The organism is Streptomyces sp. NRRL F-5630 (assembly GCF_000719475.1).
Classification (GTDB): domain Bacteria; phylum Actinomycetota; class Actinomycetes; order Streptomycetales; family Streptomycetaceae; genus Streptomyces.
Genome location: NZ_JOGO01000015.1, coordinates 40,705 through 62,223, shown reverse-complemented (window position 1 = coordinate 62,223; position 21,519 = coordinate 40,705). Strand labels below are relative to the sequence as shown.

The 21,519-nt window shown below is 74.1% G+C and carries 18 protein-coding genes; 11 read left to right on the top strand and 7 right to left on the bottom strand.

Going from position 1 to position 21,519, the window contains the following annotated elements; all coding sequences use genetic code 11:
* Positions 1 to 128: 128 nt before the first annotated feature.
* Positions 129 to 1,154, top strand: a complete 1,026-nt coding sequence (ppk2, locus tag IF99_RS0109880) for a polyphosphate kinase 2 (protein ID WP_030996012.1) — start codon at positions 129 to 131, stop codon at positions 1,152 to 1,154.
* A 41-nt stretch (positions 1,155 to 1,195) separates the two neighbouring features.
* Positions 1,196 to 1,891, top strand: coding sequence for a ribonuclease H family protein (locus tag IF99_RS0109875; protein ID WP_030996011.1), 696 nt, complete (start codon positions 1,196 to 1,198; stop codon positions 1,889 to 1,891).
* A gap of 183 nt (positions 1,892 to 2,074) precedes the next feature.
* Here IF99_RS0109875 and IF99_RS0109870 read toward each other — a convergent pair whose 3' ends face one another.
* Positions 2,075 to 2,833 carry an ATP nucleotide 3'-pyrophosphokinase gene (locus tag IF99_RS0109870; protein ID WP_030996010.1) on the bottom strand — a complete coding sequence of 253 codons (759 nt, stop codon included), beginning with the start codon at positions 2,831 to 2,833 and terminating at the stop codon, positions 2,075 to 2,077.
* Positions 2,834 to 2,989: 156 nt separating this feature from the next.
* Here IF99_RS0109870 and IF99_RS0109865 point away from each other — a divergent pair, with 156 nt between their 5' ends.
* A complete protein-coding gene (locus tag IF99_RS0109865) occupies positions 2,990 to 3,523 on the top strand; it encodes a GNAT family N-acetyltransferase (RefSeq protein ID WP_030996009.1) in 534 nt (177 codons plus the stop codon).
* Between the two features lie 7 nt (positions 3,524 to 3,530).
* Here the strand turns inward: IF99_RS0109865 and IF99_RS0109860 are convergent, their stop codons facing one another.
* Positions 3,531 to 4,121 carry a TetR/AcrR family transcriptional regulator gene (locus tag IF99_RS0109860; RefSeq protein ID WP_030996008.1) on the bottom strand — a complete coding sequence of 197 codons (591 nt, stop codon included), beginning with the start codon at positions 4,119 to 4,121 and terminating at the stop codon, positions 3,531 to 3,533.
* A gap of 86 nt (positions 4,122 to 4,207) precedes the next feature.
* Here IF99_RS0109860 and IF99_RS0109855 point away from each other — a divergent pair, with 86 nt between their 5' ends.
* On the top strand, positions 4,208 to 5,101 hold the full coding sequence (locus IF99_RS0109855) for an NADP-dependent oxidoreductase (protein ID WP_030996007.1): 894 nt from the start codon (positions 4,208 to 4,210) through the stop codon (positions 5,099 to 5,101).
* 33 nt (positions 5,102 to 5,134) lie between these two features.
* Here the strand turns inward: IF99_RS0109855 and IF99_RS0109850 are convergent, their stop codons facing one another.
* Positions 5,135 to 7,177 (bottom strand): DUF2264 domain-containing protein, encoded by a 2,043-nt coding sequence (locus IF99_RS0109850; RefSeq protein ID WP_030996006.1) that lies wholly within the window; start codon positions 7,175 to 7,177, stop codon positions 5,135 to 5,137.
* A gap of 386 nt (positions 7,178 to 7,563) precedes the next feature.
* Between IF99_RS0109850 and IF99_RS0109845 the strand changes: the two genes are divergently transcribed.
* Positions 7,564 to 8,232: a ThuA domain-containing protein gene (locus IF99_RS0109845; protein WP_030996005.1), complete on the top strand. Its 669-nt coding sequence runs from the start codon at positions 7,564 to 7,566 to the stop codon at positions 8,230 to 8,232.
* Positions 8,217 to 9,305 (top strand): Gfo/Idh/MocA family protein, encoded by a 1,089-nt coding sequence (locus tag IF99_RS0109840; RefSeq protein WP_030996004.1) that lies wholly within the window; start codon positions 8,217 to 8,219, stop codon positions 9,303 to 9,305. The genes IF99_RS0109845 and IF99_RS0109840 overlap by 16 nt, the downstream gene beginning before the upstream one ends.
* Positions 9,306 to 9,530: 225 nt before the next feature.
* Here the strand turns inward: IF99_RS0109840 and IF99_RS0109835 are convergent, their stop codons facing one another.
* Complete coding sequence (locus IF99_RS0109835) at positions 9,531 to 11,282, bottom strand: chitinase (RefSeq protein ID WP_030996003.1); 1,752 nt, start codon at positions 11,280 to 11,282, stop codon at positions 9,531 to 9,533.
* 366 nt (positions 11,283 to 11,648) lie between these two features.
* Between IF99_RS0109835 and IF99_RS0109830 the strand changes: the two genes are divergently transcribed.
* Entirely contained in the window at positions 11,649 to 12,266 is a 618-nt protein-coding gene (locus IF99_RS0109830; RefSeq protein ID WP_030996002.1) for a GNAT family N-acetyltransferase, read from the top strand.
* Between the two features lie 127 nt (positions 12,267 to 12,393).
* On the opposite strand, the gene IF99_RS0109825 is transcribed toward IF99_RS0109830, so the two are convergent.
* The 3 genes from IF99_RS0109825 to IF99_RS0109815 all read right to left on the bottom strand — a co-directional run bounded on the left by IF99_RS0109825 (position 12,394) and on the right by IF99_RS0109815 (position 15,261).
* Complete coding sequence (locus IF99_RS0109825; protein WP_030996001.1) at positions 12,394 to 12,720, bottom strand: DUF742 domain-containing protein; 327 nt, start codon at positions 12,718 to 12,720, stop codon at positions 12,394 to 12,396.
* On the bottom strand, positions 12,717 to 13,994 hold the full coding sequence (locus tag IF99_RS0109820) for an ATP-binding protein (RefSeq protein ID WP_234340637.1): 1,278 nt from the start codon (positions 13,992 to 13,994) through the stop codon (positions 12,717 to 12,719). The genes IF99_RS0109825 and IF99_RS0109820 overlap by 4 nt, the downstream gene beginning before the upstream one ends.
* A 472-nt stretch (positions 13,995 to 14,466) precedes the next feature.
* Positions 14,467 to 15,261, bottom strand: coding sequence for an SDR family NAD(P)-dependent oxidoreductase (locus IF99_RS0109815; protein ID WP_030995999.1), 795 nt, complete (start codon positions 15,259 to 15,261; stop codon positions 14,467 to 14,469).
* A 177-nt stretch (positions 15,262 to 15,438) separates the two neighbouring features.
* Here IF99_RS0109815 and IF99_RS0109810 point away from each other — a divergent pair, with 177 nt between their 5' ends.
* The 4 genes from IF99_RS0109810 to IF99_RS0109795 are packed head-to-tail and all read left to right on the top strand — an operon-like array spanning position 15,439 to position 21,519.
* Positions 15,439 to 18,402, top strand: coding sequence for a Na+/H+ antiporter subunit A (locus IF99_RS0109810; RefSeq protein WP_030995998.1), 2,964 nt, complete (start codon positions 15,439 to 15,441; stop codon positions 18,400 to 18,402).
* Positions 18,399 to 19,310 (top strand): Na(+)/H(+) antiporter subunit C, encoded by a 912-nt coding sequence (locus tag IF99_RS31610; RefSeq protein ID WP_030995997.1) that lies wholly within the window; start codon positions 18,399 to 18,401, stop codon positions 19,308 to 19,310. The genes IF99_RS0109810 and IF99_RS31610 overlap by 4 nt, the downstream gene beginning before the upstream one ends.
* Entirely contained in the window at positions 19,307 to 20,923 is a 1,617-nt protein-coding gene (locus tag IF99_RS0109800) for a Na+/H+ antiporter subunit D (RefSeq protein ID WP_030995996.1), read from the top strand. Before IF99_RS31610 ends, IF99_RS0109800 begins: the two co-directional genes overlap by 4 nt.
* Positions 20,920 to 21,519 (top strand): Na+/H+ antiporter subunit E, encoded by a 600-nt coding sequence (locus IF99_RS0109795; RefSeq protein ID WP_030995995.1) that lies wholly within the window; start codon positions 20,920 to 20,922, stop codon positions 21,517 to 21,519. Before IF99_RS0109800 ends, IF99_RS0109795 begins: the two co-directional genes overlap by 4 nt.

The following is a 21,519-nucleotide window of genomic DNA, read 5'->3' as shown; positions in this document are numbered from 1 at the left end:
CGAGCCCGGAGGCCCGGCGCGTACGCCAGTCGCAGTTCCGGCGTGCGTACTTCCCGGTGCGGGGGTAGGGACGAGAGAGCGGCCGTGACCGGCCGCCTCTCGCCCCCCGCCCGTGAGGATGCCGCCCCATGCCGAGCCCTTCGCCCGCCCAGCCGTCCTCCGGCTCCGATTCCGGCACGGACGAGGACCCCGGGGCGGCGCTTCTCGACGGGCTGACGATCGACGACAGCCGCCCCGAGCGCCCCCTGCTCCGCGACAGCTCGGGCGCACCCGTCGACACCTGGCGCGAGAACTACCCGTACCCGCACAAGGTGGGCCGCCGCGAGTACGAGAAGCGCAAGCGCGTCCTCCAGATCGAGATGCTGAAGATGCAGCGCTGGGTCAAGGACACCGGGCAGCGCCTCGTCGTGCTGTGCGAGGGCCGCGACGCGGCGGGCAAGGGCGGCACGATCCAGCGCTTCACGGAACGGCTCAACCCGCGTGGCGCCCGCGTCGTCGCGCTGGAGAAGCCCACCGAGCGCGAGGCGGGGCAGTGGTACTTCCAGCGGTACGTGAGCCAGTTGCCCTCCGCCGGGGAGATCGTCTTCTTCGACCGCTCCTGGTACAACCGCGCGGGCGTCGAGCGCGTCATGGGCTTCTGCACGCCCGCCGAGTACTACCACTTCCTGCGCCAGACCCCCGTCTTCGAGCGGATGCTCACCGACGACGGCATCCTGCTCGTGAAGTTCTGGTTCTCCGTCTCGCGCGCCGAGCAGCGCACGCGCTTCGCGATCCGGCAGATCGACCCCGTACGGCAGTGGAAGCTCTCGCCGATCGACCTCGCCTCGCTCGACCTGTGGGACGCCTACACGGAGGCGAAGGTCGACATGTTCCGCGCCACGGACACCGACGCCGCGCCGTGGACGGTCGTGAAGAACAACGACAAGCGGCGCGGGCGCCTGGAGGCCATGCGCAGCCTGCTCGCCCGGCTCGACTACCCGGCGAAGGACCCGGCCACCGTCGGCATCCCCGACCCGCTCATCGTGGGGCCCGCCGACACGCTCCTGGAGCCGGGCGAGGAGAGCGCGAGCCTCTCCCCGACGCCTCTCGCGGGCAGCAGGTACGGGCGCGGACTGCACCCGGAGGACGGGCTGCCGGACCAGGACGAGGAGTGAGGGTGGTCCGGGCACCCGGTGGCGACTGGCATGATCGAGGGATGTCAGATCGCATCATCGCCGCCTGCGACGGCGCGTCCAAGGGCAACCCGGGCCGTGCCGCCTGGGCCTGGGTCGCCGCCGACGCCGAGGGAACCCCGGAACGCTGGGAGGCGGGCCCGCTCGGCACCGCCACCAACAACGTCGCCGAACTCACCGCCCTGCTCCGCCTGTTGGAGACCACGGAGCCGGTGCGCCCGCTGGAGGTCCGGATGGACTCCCAGTACGCCATGAAGGCCGTCACGGAGTGGCTGCCCGGCTGGAAGCGGCGCGGCTGGAAGACGGCGGCCGGCAAGCCGGTCGCCAACCAGGAACTGGTGGAGGCCATCGACGCGCTGCTCCAGGGCCGCGAGGTCGAGTTCCGGTATGTGCCGGCCCACCAGGTCGGCGGTGACCCGCTCAACGCGATCGCCGACCAGGCGGCGAGCGAGTGCGCGATCAGCCAGGAGCCGGCGGGCACGGCGTACGGGGCTCCCGCGCCGCCCGTCCCGAGCGCGTCGCGCACCGAGCCCGCCCGCACGAGCGGCGCGACCCGCGCGAAGACCGGTGGCAGGACGGGCACGAAGTCCGGCGGCAAGGCCCCGACCCTGAAGGCCAAGTACCCCGGCCGCTGCGGCGCCTGCGGACAGTCCTACGCGGCGGGCGAGGACATCACGAAGGTGGGCAAGGGCTGGGGACACGTGGGGTGCGCCTCTTAGCGTCAGCCAGGGGGACGACCCCTACCGGGCCCTGATCGCGAGTGGATGCCACGACAGGGCGGACACCGCCGGGGAAGCCCTCCCGCGCCGCCCTCGGCGTGGGAGGGGTGAGCCTGCGGAGCGGGTCCCGGTACGGCCCCGGGGCCCGCTCGGACGGCCCCGGGGTCCTTTCGGGCGGCTCGGTCACGCCGAAGCGGGTGCGGGGGCGCGCCGGGGTGTGGGGGCGGTGAGGGATTCCGCGCCCTGCGGGACGGGTACGGCGCCGAACAGGGCGTCCTGCTCCCGCTGGAGTTCCCGCTTGCGCTCGGGGCTGGTGGAGGGGAGGCGCTGCTCCTCGTAGAGCGTGTGCGTCGCCTCCTGGGCGTGCTTGCTCGCCGGGGTGTGGAACTGGACCTCGAAGAGCTGACCCGAACGGGGCGCGCGCCAACCGGTGTTGAGCCCCTTGTAGCCGCTCGCCCGGCCCCAGGTGTTGGACCACTTGGTGTTCTCGTTGTGCCACTGCGCGAGAGCGCCGGAGGCCCGGGTGACGCCCTGGCTGTAGACGGCGTCGTCCCACCGGAGGGTGTAGCGCACGGCGTCCGTGAGACCCGCCAGGACGGATGCCACATTGCGCTCGGGGTGCTCGGCGAGGGTCCCCGCCACCTTCCGCTTGAGCGAGTCGGGGCTCTTCAGGCGCTTGTCGAAGCCGACGATTTCCGCGCCGCTCAGCGAGGCGGCGGCGCGGACCTGCACACTGATCGTGCGTTCCGCGCGCCGGGCACCCGCCATGTAGGTGTCGACCGCGCTGTTCTGGTCGCTGGTCAGGGTGAGGCCGCCCTCGCCCTTCCAGCCGCCGGACGTGTCGTCGGCGGTGGCGGTGGCGGCGGGAGCGAGTGCCAGCACGGCGGCTGCCGCGGCGCGGACGGCAGTGCGGAGGGCGGCAGGGTGACGGGTAGTGGTCATGCTGCGGATACCGGTTCTTTCTGGGCGACGGATCGGGACGCACCCGGTCAACGCCCCGCCGCGCAGCGAGTGGCGGGGCCGCGGTCGCCCTCACCCGGACGGGTGGGCGCCGTCCGCCGGGGGGCTCTGTCAGTGCCTCCCGTTAGCGTCGAAGGCATGACCGAACGAACCGTTGTCCCGCGCGGTCCGGTGGCGGCCGAGCCCGTGGTCCACGTGCGGCCCGCGACCGATCTGGACCTCGACGGGCTGCTCGCCTCGATGGCCGCGCTCTTCGCGGAGGACGCCGGGCCGCGCGACGCGGCCGCCGATCCCGCCTGGTTCAGGGAGCACGGGCGCGCGGCGCTCGCCTCCGGCCTCGACGATCCCGCGCGGCTCCTGCTCGTCGCGGACTGCGCGGGCAAGGTGCTCGGGCACCTCACCGCGATGCTCCGCCCGCCCGAACCCCTGCTTCCCGTCCGCACGGTGACCCTCGCGAGCCTCTACGTGCGCCCGGCGATGCGCGGCGCGGGCACGGGCTCCCGCCTCCTCGCCGACTGCCTCGCCTGGGCCCGCGCCCACGGCGCCTTCCGTACCGAGGTCTCCGCCTACGCGAGCAACACGGCGGCGCTCCGCTTCTACCGCCGCCACGGCTTCACGGACCACGAGGTGACGCTCACGGCGCCGGGCGGGGCGGCGGCCCGCATACGCTGAGAGGTGTTCAGGCGGCGGAGCCGGGAGAGGCCGTGACCTCCCAGGCCGCCTCGATCATCCCGAAGACCTCGTCCACCGCGCCCTCGGGGTCGGCCGCCTCCCGGGCCAGGGCGTAGGCGTCGATCACGAACCGGGCGAGCGCCCGGCTCGCCGTCGGCGTCCGGGACAGCTCCGGGTCGGCCGCGATGACCGCCGCGAGCCGCTCGGCGTGGCGCACCCGCATCGACTCCTCGTACTTCCGCAGCGCGGGAGTCGCGTCGATCATGCCCCACACCGGAGCCGCGCTTTCCGCCGTGCAGTGCCGCACGAGGGCGTGGACCTCCCGCCGCAGCGGCGGGAGGAGCGGAGCACCGGGAGCGCGCTCCGTGACCGCGCGGGCGAGACGTTCCTCGAAGTCCTCGTCCTGCGCGAAGACCAGTGCCTCCTTCGAGGGGAAGTGCGCGAACAGCGTCGTCACGGCCACGTCGGCCTCGGCCGCGACCTCGCGGATGCCCACCGCCTCGTATCCACGGCTCAGGAAGAGCCGCATGGCGGTGTCCGCGATCTTCTGACGGGTCGCGGCCTTCTTGCGCTCACGGCGCCCGGTCGGCACGGTCATGCCCGGACACTACCAGGCAGGAAATCGTACCCGCTCCAAAAAGCCAACGGTTTCAAAAAGCTAACCGTTAGTGCTACGTTCCCGGTATGAAGAAAGTGAGCTTCGCCGAGTTCGGCGGTCCCGAAGTCCTGCGCCTGATCGATGCCGAGGAGCCGCACGCCGGTCCGGGACAGATACGTATCGCGGTACGGGCGGCGGGGGTGAACCCGGTCGACTGGAGGCTTCGTGAGGGGCAGGTCCTGGGCGCCCACCCGCTCGAACTGCCCGCCGGAGTCGGGCTGGACGCAGCGGGAGTGGTGGACGAGATCGGTGAGGGGGTGCGGGACGTGGCCCCCGGCGACCGCGTCTTCGGAGAAGGGACGAGCACGTACGCCGAGCTGGCCGTCCTGTCGGCCTGGGCCCCGATGCCGGCGGGGCTGACGTTCGCCGAGGCCGCCGGGTACCCGTCCGTGGTGGAGACCGCGCTGCGGGTGCTGCGCGAGGTCGGCGTGCGCCCGGGACAGACGCTCCTCGTGAGCGGGGCCTCCGGGGGTGTCGGCTCCGCCGTCCTCCAGTTCGCCCGCGAGCGCGGAATCCGCGTCATCGCCACGGCGGGGGCCGCGAACCAGGAGTACGTGCGGGGCCTCGGCGCCCTCGCCACGACGTACCACGAGGGCTGGACCGCGCGCGTCCGGCGCCTCGGCGACGTCGACGCGGCGCTCGACCTGGCGGGTTCCGGGGTCGTCCCGGAACTCGTCGCACTCACGGGAGACCCGCGCCGGGTGGTTTCCATCGCCGACCGCGACGCGCCGAAGTTCGGCGTCCGGTTCTCGGGCACGGCGGGGAGTGTGCCGGACGCGCTCGCCGAGGCCGCGGAACTGATCGCGCGCGGCAGGCTCCACATCCCGGTCGAGAAGTCGTACCCGCTCACCGAGGCGGCCAGGGCCCACAGCGACAGCCAGGCCGGGCACGCGAGGGGGCGCCGCGTCATCCTCGTCTGAGCGCGCGGGTGCCCCGGCCCGGTGCCGCCCGGCTCAGCCCATCGGCGGCGCCGGGAGTCGCAGGGTGTGCGTGTGGCCGTCCGGCCAGGTGATCTCCGCGGTCGTCGTACCGTCCGGTGCCCAGGTGGTGGCAAGGGTGGGCAGGGCGCGCGGGGTCCCCTTGCCGAGGTGGACCGCGGCGGCGTACAGCGTGCCCGGCACGGCCTCCGCCTCGGAGGTCAGCAGGGGAGTGGCCGAGTCGCGCGCCAGGGGGCTGCACCCCGTCGCCGCGCGCACGGCGCCGAGCGGCAGCCCGCCCATATCCGTCACGGATGAGACGAGACCGCCGGGCGAGGTCACCGCGGCGTGGCCCGGGACACCCGACGGCGCGTCGGCGAAGGTGCCGGTGCCTCCTTCCGCGCGGAGCCCCGCACCCGATGCCCCCGGCGCCGCGTCCGGCTCCCGCACGGGCTCCGTCCCCACCGGGAGCGCCCAGCCGCCGAAGCGCACCCGCACCGCCGGGGTGTCACCGGGAGCGGCCGGGTCCACCCGCGCCACCCGCACTTCGACAGAACCCCGTACCGCCGAACCGACCGTGAGCCACGGCCCCGTGCGGAAGGCGGCGGGCGCTCCGCCGAAGGGGTCCCAGCCCGCCCCCGCCGCGTCCACGGGCCAGTGCGCGCGCGACCGCGACACGCCCGTCCCGTCCGCGAGCGACAGCCGTTCCAGCGGCCTGCGGTGCGCCGCCCGGCCCTCCGCGTCGAGGAGCGTCGCGCTCGCCTCCCAGGCCCCCGCCCCCGCGTCCGCCGGGTACTCGGGGGTGGCGTGCGTGGAGTAGCCGAGCCGCGCGTAGTGCGGGTCGTCGGGCCACAGCCGCGCCGGATCGCTGTGGTCGCCGCCGTGGTTGACGACCCGTACGACCCCGTCGGCGGCCGTGCCCGTCACAAGCCAGCCGGGCCCGTCCAGCGTGCGCGTGAAGTCGCCGCGCTCCACCGCGAGCGGCTCGGGCTCCGCCGTCCACACCGGGTGCGAGGCCGGAAGCAGCAGCCCCGCGAAGCCCTTGCTCGCCCAGTACGGCGAGGCCGGGCCCGAGTACCGCTGGAGCAGCCCCCGGAAGGGGCGGTGCCAGCCCAGGCTCAGCAGCCCCTCCCCGGTGAGCGCCCCGTTCTCCGTGAAGTACGAGAGCGTGCGCGCCGCGAGGCCCCGCGTCTCGCCCGGCGTCAGCGGACTCGCGCCGAAGAGCGTGCCCGTCCACAGCGGGGCGAGCGCGGCCCAGCGGTAGGTGAGCGAGCGGCCCTGGAAGAGCGGCGCCCCGTTCCCGCCCACGAGGTGGCGCCAGTCGGCGAGGAAGAGGCGCAGCCGCTCGCGGTAGCGGTCGGCGAGTCCTTCGGGCGCCCGCTCGCCGAGAACGCGCGTGAACCACAAGGGGTAGAGGTGCATCGCCCAGCCGTTGTAGTGGTCGTGATTGCGGTGCGCCCCGCCGGTCAGCCCGTCCGAGTACCAGCCCCCGCCCTGGTACCACTCCTCCGCCCTCGCGAGCGTCCGGTCCAGGTCCTCCTGGCGCCACCGCCCGCCCACCGTGCGCGCGAACGCCTCGGTGACGCCCTGGAACCAGATCCAGTTGTTCTGCGGCATGTCGGCACCGACCATGAGGCCGAGCCAGTCGCGGAGCTGGGCGCGGGTGCGCTCGCCCAGGCGGTCCCAGATCCACGGGCGCGTCTCGTGCAGCGCGAGCGCGATCGACGCGGCCTCGACCTTCGCCTGGCCGGCCTCGGCGAAGGTGGGCCACCGCTCGGGGCTCTCCGGGTCCGCCCCCGCGGCGATGCCGCGCGCGTACCACTCGGCGAGGCCGTACGGATCGTGCCCCTCCTCGCCGCGCAGCCGGAAGGCGGCGAGGAGGAAGGTGCGCGCGAAGCCTTCGAGTCCGTCGCTCCACTCGCCGCTCGCGCTCGCCGGGCCGGGCAGCCGGACCAGCGCGTGCCGCTCGCTCGCGTAGGGGCGCACCGCGCGCAGCATGTCGTCGGCGAGCCGACCCCAGCGCGCCCGGCTGGTCCACGCGGCGGGGTCTGCGGGTCGGGCGGGGACCGGCTGCGGCATGAGGGGTGACTCCTTCGCGGGACGGCCGTCCCCGCTGAGGCGACCAGCGGCGACCAGCGCCAGTCTTGCGTACCGAGCCCGCTCCGACGAGACTGGGGAAAGCGTTTTCTGCGTTGCTCTCCCTGACGCTCCGACAGGCGCGCACGGGCCTCCTCAGGGGCCTGTGCGGACGCTGGGATTGCATTAGTCAAGCCGATTGACATACCGGGCGCCTCGTCCGTACGTTCGTGTGACCGAGCGGAGCAGCCGCGCCGGTGGTGGCGTCGTCGGCGCGAGGCGCACCGTGAACCACCCCCGTGCCCCGCGAAGCCCTTCCCCCGGGTCCGCGCGGTGCGACCGACCGGCCCCCACCCGCCTCGATCCGGCCGCGCGGGCCGTGAGCCCCGATGGGAGCGTGCAAGACCATGACGAACCCCGGCCGAAGGGCGCTCGTCGTCCGCGGTGGGTGGGAGGGACACTCGCCCGTCGAGATCACCGACCTCTTCCTGCCCTTCCTCAAGGACGCCGGGTTCGCGGTGGACACCTCGGACACCCTCGACGTCTACGCCGACGCCGGACGACTCGCCGCCACCGACCTGATCGTGCAGTGCTGGACGATGGGCGAGGTGACCCGCGAGCAGAGCGCGGGCCTGGTCGCGGCGGTCCGCGCGGGCACCGGCTTCGCCGGCTGGCACGGCGGTGTCGTGGACTCCTTCCGCGGCGACCTCGGCTACCAGCGGCTCACCGGAGGGCAGTTCCTCATGCATCCCGAGGGCTACCACGACCACCGGGTCCATATCGTCCCCGGTCACGAACTGGTCGCGGGGATCGAGGACTTCGATGTCCACACGGAGCAGTACTGGGTCGCGACCGACCCCGCGATCGAGGTGCACGCCACGACGGTCTTCCCGGCGGGCGAGGAGCACGGCCAGGAGGTCGTGATGCCGGCCGTGTGGAGCCGTCGCTACGGCGCGGGGCGCGTCTTCGTCAACACGATCGGCCACAAGCCCGACGACTTCGACGTGCCCGGCGTGCGTCTCCTGACCGAGAGGGGGCTGCTGTGGGCGAGCCGCTGAGGATCGGCATCGTCGGCGCGGGGGCCATCAGCGGCGCCTACCTCGACTCCCTGGACCGTCTCACCCGCCCGCTGCGGGTCACCGCCGTCGCCGACCTCGACCTGACGCGCGCGAAGGCCGCCGCGGAACGGGCCGGGAACGCGGTCGCGCTCGGCTCGGTCGAGGACCTCCTCGGCCGCGAGGACGTCGACGCCGTACTGAACCTGACGGTCCCCGCCGTGCACGCCGAGGTCGCGCTCGCGGCGCTCGCGGCGGGCAAGCACGTCTACGGCGAGAAACCGCTCGCCGCGACGCGCGAGGAGTCCGCCGCGGTCCTCGCCGCGGCCGAGTCCGCCGGGCTCAGGGTCGGCTGCGCCCCCGACACCGTGCTCGGCACCGGAACGCAGACGGCGCGCAAGGCCGTCGAGGACGGCCGTATCGGCACGCCCGTCGCCGCGACCGCCTTCATGACGTCGGCGGGGCACGAGGTGTGGCACCCGGACCCGGAGTTCTACTACCGGCCCGGGGGCGGCCCCTTGCTCGACATGGGCCCGTACTACCTCTCCGCGCTCGTCCACCTCCTCGGCCCGGTCGCGAAGGTCACGGGCGCGGTGTCCACCCCGCGCGCCGAGCGCGTCATCGGCAGCGGGCCGCGCGCGGGCACCCGGTTCCCCGTCGAGGTGGACACGCACGTGACCGGGGTCCTGCACCACGCGAGCGGCGCGCTGAGCACGCTCGTGATGAGCTTCGACATCCCGGCGGCACGGCTGCCGCGCATCGAGGTGTACGGGACCGAGGGTTCTCTCGCGGTCCCGGACCCCAACGGCTTCGACGGGCCCGTGGAGCTGAACCGGGGCGCGGGCTGGGACGAACTGCCCGCCAGCGCAGGGTTCCCGGGCGCGGGACGCGGGATCGGCCTCGCCGACCTGGCCGACTCGCTCCGTACGGGCCGTACGCACCGCGCCTCGGCAGGGCTCGCGCACCACGTGCTCGACACGATGCTGACACTGCTCGACGCGGCGCACGAGGGCGTCACGCGGGATGTGGCGAGCACGTGCGAGGTCCCGGGGCTCGTGACGACCGGGCGCGTCTGACGTCCCGTGCGCGCGGGGCCCCTCGGCCCGGCGGCCCTGCTGCGGAGAGAACCCTCTGGCGGGGCCACGGGGCTCCCGGTGCGTCTGGCCAGGGGGCACGCACGACGAATCCCGCGAAAGCCGCTCGACGCCCGCGCCCGCGAGGTGCGGGCGTCTGCGGAGGGGGCGGTAGGGGACCGGCAAGCCACCGGTCCCCTACCGCCTCCGTCCTCAGCGCTTCGCCCGTCAGGGCATCGCGTGCACGTGGGGTCCGACCGCGTTGCTCCAGGCGTTGCCCGCCGTCGCGTCCCAGTTCGTGGACCAGGTCATCGTGCCGCGCAGGGCCGGGTACGTCGTCGAGGGCTTGAAGGAACCGCAGCCGGTGCCCTTCGAGAGGCAGTCGAGCGCGTTGTTCACGACGCTCGGCGCCACGTAGCCGCTGCCCGCGCCGCGCGTCGACGCCGGGAGGCCGAGGCCGACCTGCGAGGGGGCGAGGCCGCCCTGGAGCTGGATGCAGGCGAGCGCGGTGAGGAAGTCCACCGAGCCCTGGCTGTAGACCTTGCCGTCGCAGCCGAGCATCGAACCGCTGTTGTAGTACTGCATGTTGACAACCGTGAGGATGTCCTTCACGTTGAGCGCCGTCTTGAAGTACTCGGCGGACGTGGACTGCATGTCGATCGTCTGCGGGGCCATGGTGAGGACGAGCGAGCTGCCCGCCTTCGCGGAGAGGGAGCGCAGGGCCTGGGACATGTAGGTGGAGTTGACTCCGTTCTCCAGGTCGATGTCCACGCCGTCGAAGCCGTAGGTCTGCATGAGCGAGTACACCGAGTTGGCGAAGTTCGTCGCGGAGGTGGTGTCGGAGACCGACACGGTGCCGTTCTGGCCGCCGACCGAGATGATCACCTTCTTGCCGGCCGCCTGCTTCGCCTTGATGTCGGCCTTGAACTGGTCGACGGTGTAGCCCTTCAGGCCCGCCGAGTCGAGCGTGAAGGACACGGCGCCCGGCGTGGTGGTGGCGTCGGCGAAGGCGACGGCGATGATGTCGTACTGCGCCGGGACCTGCGCGATCGTCTGCACGGTCGCGCCGTTGTCGAAGTTCTGCCAGTAGCCGGTCACGGCGTGCTTCGGCACGGAGCCGCCGCCCCCGGGGTTGCCGCCCGAGGTGGTGGTCGCCGAGACCGCCGCCGACTTCGGGGACTCGCCGGCCGCGTTGACGGCCGTGACCTGGAAGCTGTACGTCGTGGCCGAGGTCAGGCCCGTGACGGTCGCCGAGGCGCCGGTCACCGACTGCACCTTGGTGCCGTCGCGGTACACGTTGTAACTCGTCGCGTTCGTGACGGGGTTCCAGCTCAGCGGGATCGAGGTCGCGGCCGCCGCCCCGGCCTTCAGGGCGCCGGGCGCCGCGGGCACGCTCGGCGTGGTGCCCCCGCCGCCGCCCCCGTCGGGGCCCAGCACGGAGACGTCGTCGGCGTAGTACGTGGGCTGCCCGTACCAGCCGTGCAGGTAGACCTGGACCGAAGTGGTGTTCGCGCCGGTCGTGAAGGTGGTCTTCAGCTGCGACCAGCCGGAGGTGCCGGGGGTCCAGGTGGAGACGTCCGTCGTGCCGGTGCCGCTCGCGCCGAGGTACACGTACGAGCCCTGCACGTACGCGCTGAGCGTGTAGGTGGCGTTCGGCTTGACCTTCACGGTCTGGGCGCACTGGGCCGTGTCGGACGCCGAGGGGCTGGCCTTCAGCGCGGCGCTGCCCGCGTGGACCGGCGAACCCACCGCCTGGCCGCTGCCGTTGGCGCACGTCCAGTCCGAAAGCCCGGACTCGAAGCCGGGGTTCCGCGCGTTGTTGACGTCGGCGGCCTGGGCGGTCCCCGCGATCAGCCCGCTCAGCAGGAGAGCGGTCGTGGACACGAGTGCGCCCGCGCCGAGGAACCGGCGCAGGCGGGAGCGAGGGGAGGGGCGGGTGCGGCCGGGTCTGCCGGTCGCCGAAGAGGGGGCGCGTTCCACAACTACCTCCGAAAGGGAGTCACTTGGAGGAGAACAGGGCACTGCGGGTGCGGAACGGTGGCCACCGTCTGACGGGAGGATGGTCCAGACCAATCGGGTTGTCAAGACCTCTGACGCGGGGTGACGTCAGGGCGGTGCGGGCGGGGGGAGGGGCCGCGGGAGCGGCGCCCCGGGCCTGTGCGACCTGGAGCACCACCCCCGTACCCGAAGTGCCCCCGGGAGCCGGAGGCCGTCACCCGCCAGGCGCGGGTAGGAGTCCGGAAAGTCAGGCCACGCCGTTCCCCCATCCCCTGTCGCCGGGTCCCGCCGTGTCGTAGGTTCGCGCGGGGGCGGGCGCCAGGCGCGTCGCCCGGAGAGGAACGACGCATGGCCCCGTACGTACGGCCCTACCGCCCCGCCGACCACGAGGCGCTCGCCGACATCTGCGTGCGCACCGCACACCTCGGCGGCGACGCCCGCCCGCACTACCGCGACCCCTCCGTACTCCCCGCGCTCTTCGCCCACCCGTACGCGGCCTTCGAACCGGAGCTGTGCTTCGTCCTCGACGAGGGCGGGCGCGCGGTGGGATACGTGCTCGGCACGGCCGAAACGGACCGCTTCGTCGACCGCTTCCGCGCCGAGTGGCTGCCACGCCACGCCGCCCGCTACCCGCTCCCCGCCGGGCCCGCGACCGACAGCGACGAGGTGATGGCGGGCCTCCTCCACGACCCCGAGAGGATGCGCGTCCCGGCCCTCACGGAGTACCCCGCCCACCTCCACATCGACCTGCTCCCCGCCTTCCAGCGCCAGGGCCACGGCCGCCGTCTGATGCGCGCCCACCTCGCGGCCCTCGCCGCCCGCGGCGTCCCCCGCGTCCACCTCGGCATGGTCACCGCGAACACCCCGGCCCGAGCCTTCTACGACCGCCTGGGCTTCCATGGGATACCGGTCCCGGAGGCGGGGGAGCTGACGTACCTGGGCCGGGGTACGGGGGAGGGGCTGTAGCCGGAGCCGCTCCGGCCCCGCGCCGAATCGCCGCTCCGGTCCCGCGCCGGAGCGCTCGTCCGGCCCCGCGCGCCAGCGCCGCGTGAGGGGCGGCGGCCCGCCGGGCGCCGGAGGGCCGCCGCCGTGCTCACGTCATCCGCCGCAAGCCCGCGAGCACGTCACGCAGCAGCCGCACCTCCGGGGGCACGCTCTCGCTCACCGTCAGCAGGCCCCGCACCACGAGGTCCGAGGCGAGGACGCGGGTGAGGCCGACCGGGAGACCGAGGCGGGCGGCGGCCTCGGCGAGGGCCAGGGAGCGGGCGCACAGGTCGAGGAGGGTGCGCTCCTCCGGGTTCAGGCCGAGCGGGCGCGGGGCCTGGCGGGTGGTCAGGAGCGCTTCGAGGGCGATTCCGTACGCGGCTCGCGCGCGCCCGCGCGTGATGACGTACGGGCGCAGCGCCGCCGGGGCGCTCACGCGGTGCCCGTCGGGTGCGGGACGAGGCCCGGGACGCGCTCGGCCGCTTCGAGTGCCGTCAGTCCGCGCACCTCCTCGTCGCCGAACGGGTCGCCGCCCGGCTCGTCGTCCGTGAGCGCGGCGGCCGGGACGAGGACCACGGCGCGCAGGCCGCCGTACGGCGACGGGCCCAGGTCCACCTGGAAACCGTGCCGCCGCGCGTACTGTCCGACGACGGCGAGCCCCGTCTGCGGGACCTCGCCGACCTCGCGCAGGCCGAGCGGCCTGCGGCCCGAGGCGATCTCCTGCGCGGTGCTCAGCCGGTCCGGCGCGAGGCCGAGGCCGCCGTCGTGCACCTCGATGACCGCGCCCTTCTGCACCGTGCGCACGGTGACAGGGACCGTCGTGCGCGGTGGCGAGTACTCCGTGGCGTTGGCGAGGAGTTCGGCGAGGAGGTGGATGAGGGGCTCGGCGAGCGCGGCGCGCACGGCGGGGGCCGGATCGCCCGTCACCTCGACGCGGCGGTAGGCGACGATGCGGCCCGAGGCGGCGCGCGCGACATCCACGAGGCTCAGCGGCTGCCGCCACTCCTGCCCCGGCCACTCCCCGCACAGCACCTTCAGGCTCTGCGCGTGCCGCGCCTGCTGTGTCGCCGCGTGGTCGGCGAGCATCGTCGTCTCCAGAAGCTCCGCGTCGTCCGGGTACCGGTCGGAGAGGCCCGTCACCGCCGACTGGATGCGGTGCGCCGAACTCTGCACCCGCCCCGCCAGCTCCACCAGGACGAGCCTGCGGGTCTCCTCCAGGTACTCGCACTCCTCGGCCACCTCGCACAGGACCCGCTCGAAGAGGTCCGCGACGGGTTGCGTCAGCTCCGCGCTCTGCGGACGCGGCGGGGGCACCGTCCGGCCCCGCACCGCCGCGGGCAGCCGCTCCTTGACGAAGTGCTCCAGCTCCTGGCGCATCAGCTCCGACTGCTCCGTCAGGTACGACTGCCAGTCGGCGTCCCTGCGCTCGGACTGGGCCGCGCGCCGGGCCAGCTCCAGGGCGAGCAGCTCGCCATCGGCGACCGCCGTGCGGTGCTGTCGGCGCAGCGCCTCAAGGCCGCACAGCGCGAGCACCATCAGCGTGCCGAGCAGGACCGCGGTCGCGAGCCGCTGCGCGGCCAGCAGCGAGACCGCGCCGCCGTAGCCGCACAACAGCGTGAGCAGCGTCGCCGGCCACAGCACGCCGGTCGCGCGACCGGACGGCGCGGGCGCCGGGACGGGGCCCGGAGGAGAGACGGGGGGACGAGGCATCGAACACCTTCGGGGGACGTGCGGAAGAAGGGGAGGACGTGGGCGCCGCGGGGGACCGGGCGCCGGGCGGGCGCGGGGACGTACGGCCGGACGGGTCGTCAACGGGCCGGGGCCCACGGCCCTTTCGGGGGCCGGGCCCCGCGCCGACCGGGCGAGCATATCGCCCGAACAGCGGTATCCCGGGTAATCCGGGCGCCCGCCGGGCGCGGCGGGCGGAAGAGCTCTCGTGCCTCATGTGCCTAGCCGTGCTCGGTACGCGCCCTGGTTACACAAAGTGGCCCCCGCATTCCGCCGATCGGATGACACCGGCCCCGCCTCACCCCCACCCGGGCGGGGTCGCTCCCCCGAAAAGTGCCATGCCCCGCCGCCCCCGCGCCCGGCGTGGCGCCTGGAATCGGGACCGCCCGATCGGGTACGGGGCGCGTCGCCGCCCGCTACCGAGCGCACGCACCCGTACCCGGGACCCCGCCGCCTACGGCAGGATCGAGTCCACATACCCGCCGTCCACCCGCAGCGCGCCGCCCGTCGTCGCCGAGGCGAGCGGGGAGCTGAGGTAGACCACCATGTGGGCGATCTCCTCCGGCTCGATGAGGCGCTGGAGGAGCGACTGCGGCCGGTGCTGGCGCATGAAGGCGCGCTGGGCCTCGTCCCAGGGCAGGGAGCGGTCGACGAGTTCGTAGACGAAGTCCTCGACGCCCCCCGTGTGCGTCGGCCCGGCGATCACCGAGTTGACCGTGACGCCGCTGCCCGCCGCCTCCTTCGCGAAGCCGCGCGTCACCGCGAGCAGCGCGGTCTTCGACATGCCGTAGTGGATCATCTCGGCCGGGATCGCGACGGCCGAGTCGCTCGCGAGGTTCTGCACCCGGCCCCAGCCGCGCTCGATCATGCCCGGCAGATAGGCGCGGATGAGACGGACCGCGCTGAGCACGTTGACCTCGAAGTAGCGCCGCCACTCCGCGTCGTCGATCTCCAGCGCGGGGCGCGCGCCGAAGATGCCGAGGTTGTTCACGAGGATGTCGGTGCGCGGCAGCCGGTCGAGCACCTGGGCGAGGCCCTCGTCGCTCGCGAGGTCGCCGGGCACCGCCACGATCTCCGCGTCGGGGAAGCGCTCGCGCAGCGAGGCCGCCGCGGCTTCGGTGCGGGAGGCGTCGCGGCCGTTGACCGCGACACGCGCGCCCGCCTCGGCGAGACCGGCCGCGATCGCGGCGCCGATGCCCTGGGTCGATCCGGAGACGAGGGCGGTCCTGCCGTCGAGGGTGACATGCATCCGGGGGCTCCAATCGGGGAGGGAGTGACGGGGTGTCTGCGAGGTGCGTCTGCCCGTTTCCGCATCCTCGATCGCGGCAGGGGCTTCTTTCGTGCGGCGTGCCGGACGGACCCCGAAGGCGTGCCCGATATATCACTGTCGGGTGTTCTGTCCCTCGCCGCGCTCCTGCCCCGCCGCATGACCGCGCTGCTCCTCGCCCACTTCGCGCTCGCCGCGTGCGCCCCCGCCCTCGTGCGGTGGCTCGGGCGGCGGGCCTTCGCCGTGCTCGCCCTGCCCCCGGCCGCCGCCGCGTGCTGGGGCTTCGCCTCGTGGGCGGACGCCTCGCACGGGCGGGAGGACGTCACGGTGTGGCGGTGGCTGCCCGCCTACGGCGTGGACTACGCGCTGCGGCTCGACGCGCTCGGCGAGCTGATGGTGCTCCTCGCGGGCGGCGTCGGGGCCCTCGTCCTGCTCTACTGCGTCTGGTACTTCGAGGACACGGCCGCCCAGCTCGGCCGGTTCGGCGGCTCCCTGCTCGCCTTCGCCGGCTCGATGCTCGGCCTCGTCCTCGCGGACGACCTGATCCTGCTCTACATCTTCTGGGAACTGACCACCGTCTTCTCCTTCCTGCTCATCGGGCACGGCAGCACCGTGAAGCAGAACCGGCGCTCCGCGCTCCAGGCGCTCACCGTCACGACCTGCGGCGGGCTCGCCATGCTCGCCGGCTTCGTCATCCTCGGCACCGTCACAGGCACCTACCGGATCTCCGCGCTCGTCGCGCACCCGCCACCCGCCTCCGGCACCGTCGCGACGGCCCTCGTCCTGATCCTGGCGGGCGCGCTGTCGAAGTCGGCCATCTGGCCCTTCAGCCTGTGGCTGCCCAACGCGATGGCCGCGCCCACGCCCGTCAGCGCCTATCTGCACGCCGCCGCCATGGTCAAGGGCGGCGTCTACCTCATCGCCCGGCTCGCCCCCGGCTTCGCGCACATCGAGCCCTGGCGCCCGCTCCTGCTCGTCCTCGGCACCGTCACGATGCTCCTCGGCGGCTGGCGCGCCCTGCGCCTGCACGACCTGAAGCTCGTGCTCGCCTACGGCACCGTCAGCCAGCTCGGCTTCCTCACCGTCCTCGCCGGGGCCGGCGCGTACGACACCGGGCTCGCCGCCGGGGCGATGATCCTCGCGCACGCCCTTTTCAAAGCCCCGCTCTTCCTCGTCACGGGCGTCATCGACCACGCGACGGGGACGCGCGACCTGCGCTCCCTGTCCGGGCTCGGCCACCGCCTGCCGGTCCTCGCCGCGATCGCCGTCGTCGCGGGACTCTCCATGGCCGCGGTGCCGCCGCTGCTGGGCTTCGCCGCCAAGGAGGCCGCTTTCCAGGCGCTGCTGAACGGCGACGCCGCCGATCGCTGGGCCCTCGCCGGGTGCGTCGTCGGCTCGGCCCTCACGACGGGCTACACCCTGCGCTACGTGTGGGGCGCCTTCGCCCGCAAGCCCGGTGTGCCCGACACCGCGCCGCACGCCGTCGCGGCCGGCTTCCTCCTCGCGCCCGCCGTCCTCGCGGCCTCCTGCCTCTTCCTCGGCCCCGCCGTCCAGGGCACCGAGGACCTCTTCGCCACGTACGCCGGTGCCTTCCCCAGGCCCGCGCACCCCTACCATCTCGCGTTGTGGCACGGTGTCGGCACCGCGCTCGTGCTCTCCGCCGCCGCGTGGGCGGCGGGCATCGGGCTCTTCCTCCTCCGCGACCGCGTCGAACTGCTCGGGCGGGCCGTCGCCTGGCGTTCCGCCGACCTCGTCTTCGGGCGTTGCCTCCTCGCCCTCGAACGCCTCGCGCTCCAGAGCACGGGCTTCGTGCAGCGCGGCTCGCTCTCCGCGTACATCGCGACCGTCCTCGCCGTCGTCCTCGCGGGCCAGATCGCCGTCCTCGCCGTCGACGAGCCCTGGAGCGGCGTCCCGGCGCCTCGTCTGTGGGACACCCCCGCACAGGCCGGGATCGCCGTCCTGACCTGCGTCGTGGCGCTGCTGTGCCTCGGCGTGCGGCGGCGCATGAAGGCCGTCGTGCTCGTCGGGCTCAGCGGGTACGGGACCGGGCTGCTCTTCGTCGTGCAGGGCGCCCCCGACCTGGCGCTCACCCAGTTCTGCGTCGAGACCGTCTCGATGGTCGTGTTCGTCCTCGTCCTGCGCCGTATGCCCGTCCACTTCGAGGAGAACTACACGCGCTGGCGCCGCGTCCTCCGCGCCCCCGTCGCGCTCCTCGGCGCGGCGGCCATCGGCTGCGTCGTGTGGATCATGGCCGGGGTGCGCTCCGCGTCGCCCGCCGGGAGCGCGATGGTCGAGGAGACCGCGCACCACGGCCTCAAGGACGTTGTCGCCACCATCCTCGTCGACCTGCGCGCCTGGGACACGATGGGAGAGTCCGCCGTCCTCGCCGCCGCGGCCATCGGCGTCACGAGCCTCATCTACCTGCACCGCCGCACCGAGAGCGACGAACTGCTTCCCGCCAGGCCCTCGGGCGAGCCCCCGTCCCCCGTGCACACCGGCGGAGCGAGCCCCGGCGAGCGGCACCCCTCGGGTTCGACCCGCTGGACCGCCTGGACCCTCCCGCACCGCGACCTCGCCGGGCTCCCCGAGGGCGACGAGACAGCTCCCGAGCGCACGTGGCTCGCGGCCGGCAAGACCCTCGCGCCCGAACACCGCTCCGTCATCTTCGAAGTGGTCGCCCGGCTCGTCTACCACCCGATCCTCGTGCTCTCGGTCTACCTGCTCTTCTGCGCCGAGAACATGCCGGGCGGCGGCTTCGTCGCGGGACTCGTCGCCGGGGTCGCCTTCATCACCCGCTACCTCGCGGGCGGCCGCTTCGAGCTGGCCGCGGCGGCACCCTTCGGGCCCGGACTCCTCACCGGGCTCGGCCTGTTCGTCTCCACGGGCGTCGCGCTCGGCGGACTCGCCGACGGGACGGTGCTCCACGGCTGGACCTGGCACGGGGACTGGGCCGTCTACGGGAAGGTCCATCTCTCCACCGCCGTCCTCTTCGACTGCGGCGTCTACCTCCTCGTCCTCGGCGTCGTCCTCGACCTCGTCCGCGCCCTCGGCGCCAAGATCGACCGGCAGATCGAACGCGTCGCGGCCCTGCGCGCGGCCCAGCAGGAGCGGGGCGGCCGGTGACCCTGAGCCTCGCCGTGCTCGTCTCCGCCGTCGTGCTCTGCGCCGTCGGCGGGGCCCTCGTCCTCACCCGGTCCCTCACGCGCATCCTGCTCGGCACCGTCGTCCTCGGCAACGGCGCCAACCTCCTCGTCCTCGCCTCCACCGGCTCGGCCGCCGAGCCGCCCCTCCTCTACCCGCGCATCATCCGCAACCGTGTCACCGACCCGCTCCCGCAGGCCGTCGCCCTCACCGCCCTCGTCATCGCCCTCGCCACCACCGCCTTCCTCCTCGCCCTCGCCTACCGCACCCACCAGGTCACGGGCTCGGACGAAGTGCGCGACGACACCGAGGACCGCCTCGTCGCCCTGCGCGCCGAAGTCCTCGACGAACGCAGCGCCCTGCGCGCCCGCTACCGCGAGATCCGCGCCACGCGCGGCCACTCCCCGCGCGCCCGCGCCCGCTACCGCGCCGAACGCAAGGAACTCCGCGCCCGCCTGCGCGCCGACCGCGCCTACCAGGCCCGCGCCCGCGACGCCTCGGGCGACCTGTGGAACGACATCCTGGGCGCCGACCCGGAGGACTACCGGGACACGGGGGACGAGCGCGGTGGCGGAAGCGGCGAGGGCCGGGACGGTGGCGGCACGGGGCCGGGGGACCGGGGGAGCGGGTCGGGGCCGGGGGAGGGCGGCACCGGGTCGGGGCCGGGTGACGGCGGTGAGGGGGCCCGGGACCCCGGGGCGGAGGGGCGCGCCCGTCCCCGTGGTGCCGGAGAACCCCGTACCCCCGAAGGACCCCCGACCGCTGCGGGCCGCTCCGCCCCCGAGTCCTCCTCGGCCGCCGGGGAGCCCCCTCCCGCCGGGGAACCCCGCCCCGCCGAGGACCCCGGTCCCGCCAACGACCCAGGACAGGAAGGCGAAGAGCCCCGGTGAACTCCCTCGTCCCGCTCCCCGTCGTCCTCCCGCTCCTCGTCACCGGGCTCAAGCTCGCCATCGGGGCCCGCCTGCACCGCTTCCAGCGGCTCATCAGCGTCGCCGTGCTCACCGCCGTGCTCGTGCTCTCGGTCCTCCTCATGGTCGAGGCAGACCGCACCGGGCCGCTCGTCGTGCACCTCGGCGACTTCGCCCCGCCGCTCGGCGTCACCCTGGTCGCGGACCGGCTCGCCGGGCTCATGCTGACCGTCTCCTCGGCGGTGACCCTCCTCGTCCTGCTCTACTCGCTCGGGCAGGGCATGGCCGACCGCGACGACGAGAGCCCGCTCGGCGTCTTCCACCCCGCCTACCTCGTCCTCGTCGCCGGGGTCTCCTGCACCTTCCTCGCCGGGGACCTCGTCAACCTCTACGTCGGCTTCGAGATCATGCTCGTCGCGAGCTACGTCCTGCTCACGATCGGCGGCACCGAGCCCCGCGTGCGCGCGGGCGCCACCTACGTGATCATCTCGCTCTTCTCCTCGATGCTCTTCCTCGTCGCGATCGCCATGACGTACGCGGCCTGCGGCACCGTCAACTTCGGCCAGCTCGCCGTCCGCCTCCAGGACATCCCGCTCGGCGCGCGCACGCTCATCGAGGCGATGCTCCTGACGGTCTTCTCGATCAAGGCCGCCGTCTTCCCGCTCGCCGCGTGGCTGCCCGACTCGTACCCGACGACGCCCGCGCCCGTCACCGCCGTCTTCGCCGGGCTGCTCACCAAGGTCGGTGTGTACGCGATGCTGCGCACCCAGACGCTGCTCTTCCCCGGGCACCGCCTCGGTGACCTCCTGCTGCTCGCCGCGCTCGCCTCGATGGTCGTCGGCATCCTCGGCGCCGTCGCGCAGACCGACCTGAAGCGCGTGCTGTCCTTCACGCTCATCAGCCACATCGGCTACATGGTCTTCGGAATCGGCCTCGCGACCCGCGCGGGTCTCGGCGGCGCGATCGTCTACGTCGCGCACCACATCACCGTGCAGACCACCCTCTTCCTCGTCGCGGGACTCATCGAGCGGCGCGGCGGCACGACCGAGCTGACCCGGCTCGGCGGCCTCGCCCGCGGCGCCCCGCTGCTGGCCCTGCTCTTCTTCGTCCCGGCGATGAACCTGGCGGGCATCCCACCGCTCTCCGGGTTCATCGGCAAGCTCGAACTCCTGCGCGCGGGCGCGCAGTCCGGTGGCGGGTGGGCGTGGACGCTGGTCGCCGGCTCGGTCGCCACGAGCCTGCTCACCCTCTACGTCATGGCGAAGGTGTGGAACCTCGCGTTCTGGCGTGCCGCACCGCCCGGACAGCTCGCCGAGGGCGCGGTCCTGGAGGAGAGCGAGAACGACGACGAGGGCGACGACGAGACGACCCGCCCCGAGCCCGCGGGGCGGGCGGCGCCCGCGACCCTCTCGGGGCGCGCCGTCACCAAGACCACGAGCAGGCTGCCGCCCACGATGACCCTCGCCACGGCCGCCGCCGTCGCGCTCGGCCTCTCCTACACCGTCCTCGGCGGCCCGCTCACCTCCTTCACCGACCGCTCGGCCGGTGAACTCCTCGCCCGTACCCCCTACATCGAGGCGGTGCTGCACCGTTGAGCATCCTCTTCCGGGGCAACCGACGCTCCCCGTACAGCTGGACCCTCGGCGGGGGCACCAGCAGGCGTGTCATCGACCTGCCGCTCATCGCCTGGCTCACCGTCATCTGGGTCCTGCTGTGGGGCACCCTCTCCTGGGCGAACCTCCTCAACGGGATCGTCGTCGGCGTCGCCGTGTGCCTCCTCTTCCCGCTGCCCGCCGTCGACCTCGGGCTGCGACTGCGCCCGCTCGGCATCGCCCACCTCGTGCTCTACCTGCTGTGGGACATGGCCGTCTCCAGCGTCCGGGTCACGCGCATGACCTTCACCCCGGGGCCGTACCCCGCCGCCGTCGTCGCCGTGCCGCTGCGCTGCCGCAGCGATCTCATGCTCACCGCGACGGCCCTCGCCGTCTCGGCCGTCCCCGGCGGCTCCGTCATCGAGGTCCGGCAGGCGACGGCGACGCTCTTCGTCCACGTGCTCGACGCCGACGACCCCCAGCAGATCGACCGCGCCCGCCGCTCCGTGTGGCACACCGAACGGCTCACCGCACGGGCCTTCGGCACGGCCGAGGACGTCCGCCGCGCCGCGGCACCGCCCCCCGAGGAGTCTCAATGA

Coding starts and splice junctions, on each gene's coding strand:
- IF99_RS0109860 (WP_030996008.1), bottom strand. CDS start 4,121: ATGACCGTGCCGACCGGGCGCCGTGAGCGCAAGAAGGCCGCGACCCGT.
- IF99_RS0109865 (WP_030996009.1), top strand. CDS start 2,990: ATGACCGAACGAACCGTTGTCCCGCGCGGTCCGGTGGCGGCCGAGCCC.
- IF99_RS0109820 (WP_234340637.1), bottom strand. CDS start 13,994: ATGCCTCGTCCCCCCGTCTCTCCTCCGGGCCCCGTCCCGGCGCCCGCG.
- IF99_RS0109815 (WP_030995999.1), bottom strand. CDS start 15,261: ATGCATGTCACCCTCGACGGCAGGACCGCCCTCGTCTCCGGATCGACC.
- ppk2 (WP_030996012.1), top strand. CDS start 129: ATGCCGAGCCCTTCGCCCGCCCAGCCGTCCTCCGGCTCCGATTCCGGC.
- IF99_RS0109850 (WP_030996006.1), bottom strand. CDS start 7,177: ATGCCGCAGCCGGTCCCCGCCCGACCCGCAGACCCCGCCGCGTGGACC.
- IF99_RS0109855 (WP_030996007.1), top strand. CDS start 4,208: ATGAAGAAAGTGAGCTTCGCCGAGTTCGGCGGTCCCGAAGTCCTGCGC.
- IF99_RS0109870 (WP_030996010.1), bottom strand. CDS start 2,833: ATGACCACTACCCGTCACCCTGCCGCCCTCCGCACTGCCGTCCGCGCC.
- IF99_RS0109845 (WP_030996005.1), top strand. CDS start 7,564: ATGGGAGCGTGCAAGACCATGACGAACCCCGGCCGAAGGGCGCTCGTC.
- IF99_RS0109875 (WP_030996011.1), top strand. CDS start 1,196: ATGTCAGATCGCATCATCGCCGCCTGCGACGGCGCGTCCAAGGGCAAC.
- IF99_RS0109830 (WP_030996002.1), top strand. CDS start 11,649: ATGGCCCCGTACGTACGGCCCTACCGCCCCGCCGACCACGAGGCGCTC.
- IF99_RS0109810 (WP_030995998.1), top strand. CDS start 15,439: ATGACCGCGCTGCTCCTCGCCCACTTCGCGCTCGCCGCGTGCGCCCCC.